Source organism: Pseudoalteromonas sp. S1608, assembly GCF_005887265.1.
GTDB lineage: Bacteria > Pseudomonadota > Gammaproteobacteria > Enterobacterales > Alteromonadaceae > Pseudoalteromonas > Pseudoalteromonas undina.
This window is the reverse complement of record NZ_PNDK01000030.1, coordinates 40,500-46,499: the sequence shown is the minus strand read 5'-3', so window position 1 is coordinate 46,499 and position 6,000 is coordinate 40,500. Positions and strand designations below refer to the sequence as shown.

General features: G+C 38.6%; 5 protein-coding genes. 3 read left to right on the top strand and 2 right to left on the bottom strand.

The genetic code is table 11. The features are described from left to right. Positions 1–30 precede the first annotated feature (30 nt). Positions 31–669, top strand: a complete 639-nt coding sequence (pdxH, locus tag CWB75_RS12970; RefSeq protein ID WP_013465698.1) for a pyridoxamine 5'-phosphate oxidase — start codon at positions 31–33, stop codon at positions 667–669. A 13-nt stretch (positions 670–682) separates the two neighbouring features. Then, entirely contained in the window at positions 683–1,450 is a 768-nt protein-coding gene (locus tag CWB75_RS12965; RefSeq protein WP_138570867.1) for a TatD family hydrolase, read from the top strand. Here CWB75_RS12965 and CWB75_RS12960 read toward each other — a convergent pair. Next, positions 1,417–2,037, bottom strand: coding sequence for an AhpA/YtjB family protein (locus CWB75_RS12960; protein WP_054201961.1), 621 nt, complete (start codon positions 2,035–2,037; stop codon positions 1,417–1,419). The genes CWB75_RS12965 and CWB75_RS12960 overlap by 34 nt on opposite strands. 142 nt (positions 2,038–2,179) lie before the next feature. On the opposite strand from CWB75_RS12960, the gene serB reads away from it, so the two are divergent. Continuing rightward, entirely contained in the window at positions 2,180–3,205 is a 1,026-nt protein-coding gene (gene serB / locus CWB75_RS12955; RefSeq protein WP_138570866.1) for a phosphoserine phosphatase SerB, read from the top strand. Here the strand turns inward: serB and CWB75_RS12950 are convergent. Then, on the bottom strand, positions 3,202–5,682 hold the full coding sequence (locus tag CWB75_RS12950) for a PilZ domain-containing protein (protein ID WP_138570865.1): 2,481 nt from the start codon (positions 5,680–5,682) through the stop codon (positions 3,202–3,204). The two genes, serB and CWB75_RS12950, sit on opposite strands and share 4 nt — an antisense overlap. Positions 5,683–6,000: the final 318 nt, after the last annotated feature.

Here is a 6,000-nt window from a genome sequence, read left to right as displayed (position 1 = left end):
ACCTAGAACCTAGAACCTAGAGGGAATTTTATGAAACTCGAAGATATTCGTCGTGAATACTTGCAAGATGCGCTAAGTGAAGACAACTTGCTTGATGATCCGTTTAAGCAGTTTGAAACTTGGCTAGAGCATGCTGTTGGTAGTAATTTGCCTGATCCTACAGCTATGGTCGTCGCTACGGTCGATGAAACAGGTCAGCCTTCACAGCGTATTGTGTTGCTAAAGCATTTAGATGATAACGGTTTTGTGTTTTTTACTAATACCGGTTCACGTAAAGCACAAGAGCTTAAAGGCAATAATAAAATTTCCTTGCACTTTCCATGGCACCACATGGAGCGCCAGGTAATTGTGTATGGTGAAGCGCAGCCATTACCTACATCGGCAGTCGCTAAATACTTTTTATCTCGCCCTAAGGAAAGCCAATTAGCCGCTTGGGCGTCGCAACAAAGCCGTCCAGTTTCGTCGCGTAAAGTGCTAATGGAAACCTTTGCCAACATGAAAAACAAATTCGCTAAAGGCGAAATTCCGCTCCCTGATTTTTGGGGCGGGTATTGTGTTGTGCCGCAAAAAATCGAGTTTTGGCAAGGCGGAGCGCATCGTTTACATGATCGCTTTATGTATCAGCGTCAGGCCGATAATAGCTGGCAAATAACGCGCTTAAACCCTTAGTTGGCTGCTGGTTTTGCAATTTATAGACTCGCATTGTCATCTTGATTTTAGTGAGTTTGATACAAACCGCGAATCACTTATTAATGCCTGTGTAGCTAAAGGCATTAATCAATTTATTGTGCCAGGCATTAGCTTGGCGCAGTCTCAAAAACTACTCGAGTTTAAAGCAACCTACCCACAAATTAGAATAGCTGCAGGGCTACATCCTTATTTTTTAGAGCAACATCAGCAATCGCACTTAGAGTCGCTGTATAACTTTGCTAAAACAAACAAAACTCAGCTGGTGGCTATTGGGGAGTGCGGGCTAGATCGCAGTATCGAAAATCTTGAAAAACAAACCTTTCTGTTTGAGCATCAAATAGCGCTTGCTAATGAGCTTGAGTTACCGCTGATTGTGCATCACAGGCAAAGCCATGATTTAATAGCGCAATCGTTTAAGCGTTGTAGGCCAAAAAACGGCGGTGTGATCCATGCTTTTTCAGGCTCAATTCAACAAGCGCACTATTATATAAAGCAGGGTTTTAAACTTGGAGTCGGTGGGGTTATAACCTATGAACGGGCTGCTAAAACACGTGCGGTTGTAGCAAAGCTTGAGTCACAGCATTTAGTGCTTGAGACTGATTCACCTTCAATGCCGCTAAATGGTTATCAGGGAGAAATAAATACCCCATTGCATATTCCTAACGTGTTTAATGCGCTTCATAGTTTAAAATCAAATAGCGATAAATATCGATTAGCTGAGCAGCTTTATGCTTCGTGCTCTGAGGTTTTTTGTATATAGCGATTTACTTGCCAGCGTTTTAATCCTCGGCCTAATTGCCAAGTAAAAATACAAGCAATTACTAGCATAAGTAATACTTGGCGACCTAAATCATGAAAGTGATTATGGCTTGAAGATACCGCTGCGCGCGTTAAATAGGTAATAGATACAAAGCCAATAGGGCGATTGTCGTCAGAAATAACTTGTTCAACAAACGGTGTTTTTAATTTACTAATGCCCGGTGATGAGTCTGGTAATAAACCATATACATGATGTGATTGCCAGTTATCGCTGCTTGCAAGCACTACACCTTGTTTATCATAAATGGTGGCTGAAAGAACAAACTCATCTTTACTGATATTGTTGCATAAGGTGGTGAGCTGCGATTTGTTTTTTTCTATTAGCGGTTTTTTGGCATTCAGTGCCATAAACTGAGTGAGTGACTTGGCTGCACTATTGGCACTATCGTAAAGTAGTTGATGGCTTTGGTGGCTACTGTTTATTCCTACCCAGCTTAATAATACAAAGCAACCCGCGGCCAATAACAAACGAATTAAACGCTTTTTTTGCGAGGCTGTAAGTGGATTTTTAAGATGGTTATTTTTCATAGTCACCGTATATGCTGCTGACAGCATTTTGATTTGATGTTACAACTACACTATAACCCTAAATCCCCCCTGATGGCGAATTTTGTATCTCATATCCTTATTATCAATGAGCTAAATGTCAGGAAATATAAACGGAGATCCCATGTCGAACGCGAACATGGCACAGCAAAGCGCTGAGCTATTATCATCATCACTTATTCTTAATAAATGGTTTAGCTACCAACAAGGTGTTTTTACACCACTAAATACAACACCAAACAGAAACCAAGGATTATTTAGTATTGCCTTTGGCGGTGATTTTAATATTCAGCATATCAATAGCATTATTGAGTTTTTTGCGTCTCACCAGCAAAAAGTAACAGCTATTTGTCAATATCAGCCAGATTTAGGGTTATCTCCGGCATTATGTTTTTATATAGAAAGTGCAGAGCGCGCAATAAACCCACTTGAACTTCAAACTTTTGCAAATACCTTGGCGTGTCAGTTAGTGCAAGTAACTAGCCCCCCTGATTTACAAAAACCAGGATTATTGGTAATGGATATGGATTCAACGGCCATTACTATTGAGTGTATTGATGAAATTGCACGCTTAGCGAATGTATACGACGAGGTTGCCAACGTAACCGCGCAGGCAATGGCAGGTAAGCTTGATTTTAGCGAAAGCTTACACCAGCGTGTTGCCAAGCTTGAAGGGATTGAAAAGAGCTTAATTGATGAGCTTAAAAGTGCACTGCCTTTAATGCCAGGTATTAAAGCGTTATGCCAAATTTTAAAACACCACGATTGGTATTTAGCGATTGCATCGGGCGGCTTTGTGCCGTTTGCTGAGCGAGTGCAGGAGCTGATTAATTTAGATGAAGTGCATGCTAATGTACTGGAATTTAAAGACAATAAACTAACTGGTAAAGTGTTAGGTGGGATTGTTGATGCTGAGCAAAAAGCGGTTGTTTTAAACGCGCTACAACAAAAGCTGAGGCTTGAAAAATGCCAAACAGTTGCCATAGGCGATGGCGCAAACGATTTAAAAATGATGGCTCAAGCTGGCTTAGGTGTTGCTGTACATGGTAAACCAAAAGTAGTTGAGCAAGCCCAAGCAGCTATTTGCCAAGGCTCGTTATTACAACTGTTATATATGCTGGCGGTTCCGCTAACCCCATCACAGGTTTAACGTAAACGATTTAACCAGATTAGCTTTCGTCTAGACATTTGCTCAACCTGTTGTTGGTTGAGCGCTAAATGCTCAAGTGCTTCATCACTTACATCAATAATGTCGCCCACACCTGATACAGACCATAATGCATCCTCTAAGTCTTTGGCCTTGTGAATTGCGTATTGGCTAACGTATTTTAGCTCGTTTGCTAAGTAGTCAGTATCGAGTCGACCAGTGCGAGAAATATATAAACGCATTATAAAAACCAGCTCAGACTTCAGTCCTTTACTTACTTGCTGTTTAAACTCGCTACAGTCAGTACCTAAAACACATTGGCTGGTAATGGCATCGGCTATATTTTCTTTTTTAGGATCAAAGTTAATTACTAAACTAAACTCTAGCGGCGGATCTTGACGGGTGCGATCTTTAATATTAGGGGTGATCACATCAATAATATGCGCTTTAGTAATAATATTTGATAAGTCTGTTTTAGCATTCAACAAGGCAAAATTTTGTAAAATAACATGCAGTGGGCTTGGATATAAACCAAATCCCATGGCGCCAATTTCAAAATGCGCCATTGATTTATGTAAATAAATCGGAAACTGGCAAAGCGTTTTTGTTACCATATTTCTAAGTGCTGTAGAAAGCCCGGGTACTTTAGGTGACTCTTCAGCAACTTTTAATTTTTGTTTATTACTATTGATTAAAAGGGTAAAAAAATCGACCCCAGTATGAGATGAGCCTTTATCTGCATGCGCTTTTAAATTAATCGTAGTCTGCGATTTGCTCACTGCCATGACTTCATATTGAATAAGATTTAATGAATAGTTTTTGGTAATTTTTTGCAAATCAGGAAATGATAACGAAACAATATCGCCTTTTTTAAAGTCAACTTCTTGATTGCACTCTAGCTGTAAGCCAAATATTGAAAAATCACGGGTATGCCCATGCAATACCGCATCACGAGTATTAATCACTACATTTGTTTTGTATAAATAGCGTTTATTAGAGCGAAGATTTACATACTCTAGAGGCACTGTGTTGAGCTCCGGTGGAGATGCATGCTTACTGTGGCCAAAATATTTTAATTTATTGGCTAAGGCTTTATCAAATTCATATTGTTGATAATGCTGTTGTTCATGCTCATTACCAACTTGGGTAAGTAGCATTAAATATTTTACGTCTTTTATCGCGCCTTCAACACGTGGTGAAGGTGGTTTATTCAGTTTCTCAATATCTTTACCTAAAGAGTTAGGTAAAGATAAAGGAATATAAGCATCTTCAGTATGACTCGGCATTAGTTGTAATTTAAAGCAACGCCAACTGTCTCTTCGGCTACCAAAACCAAAAAATAACGCTTTTAATTGTGTTTGTTGCTCAAGCTCAGAACGAGTTGCTGAGTAGTAATAAATTTTTCCTGCAGAGACATGGGTAAAGGTATACAAATATTCTTCTTTTACTGCCACAGGTTTTAGCGCCAAGGTACGAATACGCTTATGATTTAACACATTGTAAAGACATGATTTTTTGCGTTCATCAGTAAAGTAACGCTGAATAAATAAACTGTTCTCAGTGGTTAAGCTCAGGCTAGGATAATAAACGCCGTTTTGCTGGCTAATAAAAACATATAAAGAATTAACCCTAGGAATATAATATTGTTCATACCCTTTAGAAATAACCGCATCGAGGGTGTTATCTAAATTCACTTTATAACGGCGTTTATTACCATGAATAAAGCTTTCTAAAAAACGATCAAACGCGCTGTTATTTTCTTCAAATGTACGCTTTAAGCGGATATGATTAAATTCTTCAGAGGTGTTTTCTATCGCAACGACTTCATATTTAACGCCACTTTTGAGGCCAAGCTGAAAATCTTGCTCTAAGCCTACTAGATGCATATTTATAAGCTGACCTTTTTTTAAGTTATAGCGCGACGCCAACTTAATTTTACAACCACTGAGTGAAATATCAGAGGTACTCGCATCGATTTTTGCTTGCCCGTCATACTCAATAGTAATTTTAATTGAGTAATTCATCCGCTCTTCACTGCGATTTTCATAAGCTGCAAATTTAATAACGTTGGTGGTCAGTTCATGTTGTGGTAGAGCTTCTACTTTTTTTGGTGTAATTGATTGCTGTTGTAATACGCGATAATTATTTTCGGTATTCATTACCGCTTCGTATACTGCAAGGGTGTAATCTTTATGTTGTTTTATGGCCGCTTCGAATACTTCAATAGCGGTGTCATCCATAAAGTGTTGCTTGCCCTTGTATTCATATGGTTTTACTTGGCCAGTAACTAAACCACGAAGATCAATAAAGCGGTCTATCGGCTGAGATAAACGCGACATTTCCATTTTTATTAAAAACTGCTCGGGTTTAGTTAACTCGGCAGTTTTTGACTTGAAAATGAGATCAAACTTAGCATTTCCCAAATACTGTTTTAATTCATTTACAAGCGCTTCATGCTTAAGCAATACGTCATCAGCCATTTATAAATCATCACCGTCTAATTTAAAAAGTAGGTATACTGTTGCAATTATTTATTAGAATATTTAATAAATCGAATCTCGCAAAACCGCCAAATGCGGTCACGATACTATGCGTAACTATACTTTGTGTTTAACCTGAACTCCGGATAATAAATCCATCTCAAGCAGCTATTTTTAGCGCTAACTGCGTTAAATTTACTTGCAATAGGTTAGCTATTGACGCGTAATTTCGCCTTGTTTTCATTAAAAATCTCTAGCTAGAGAAAAATAAGCACAAATATCTTTTTGATTCAATATGTTAGTAAATATCTTAACCAG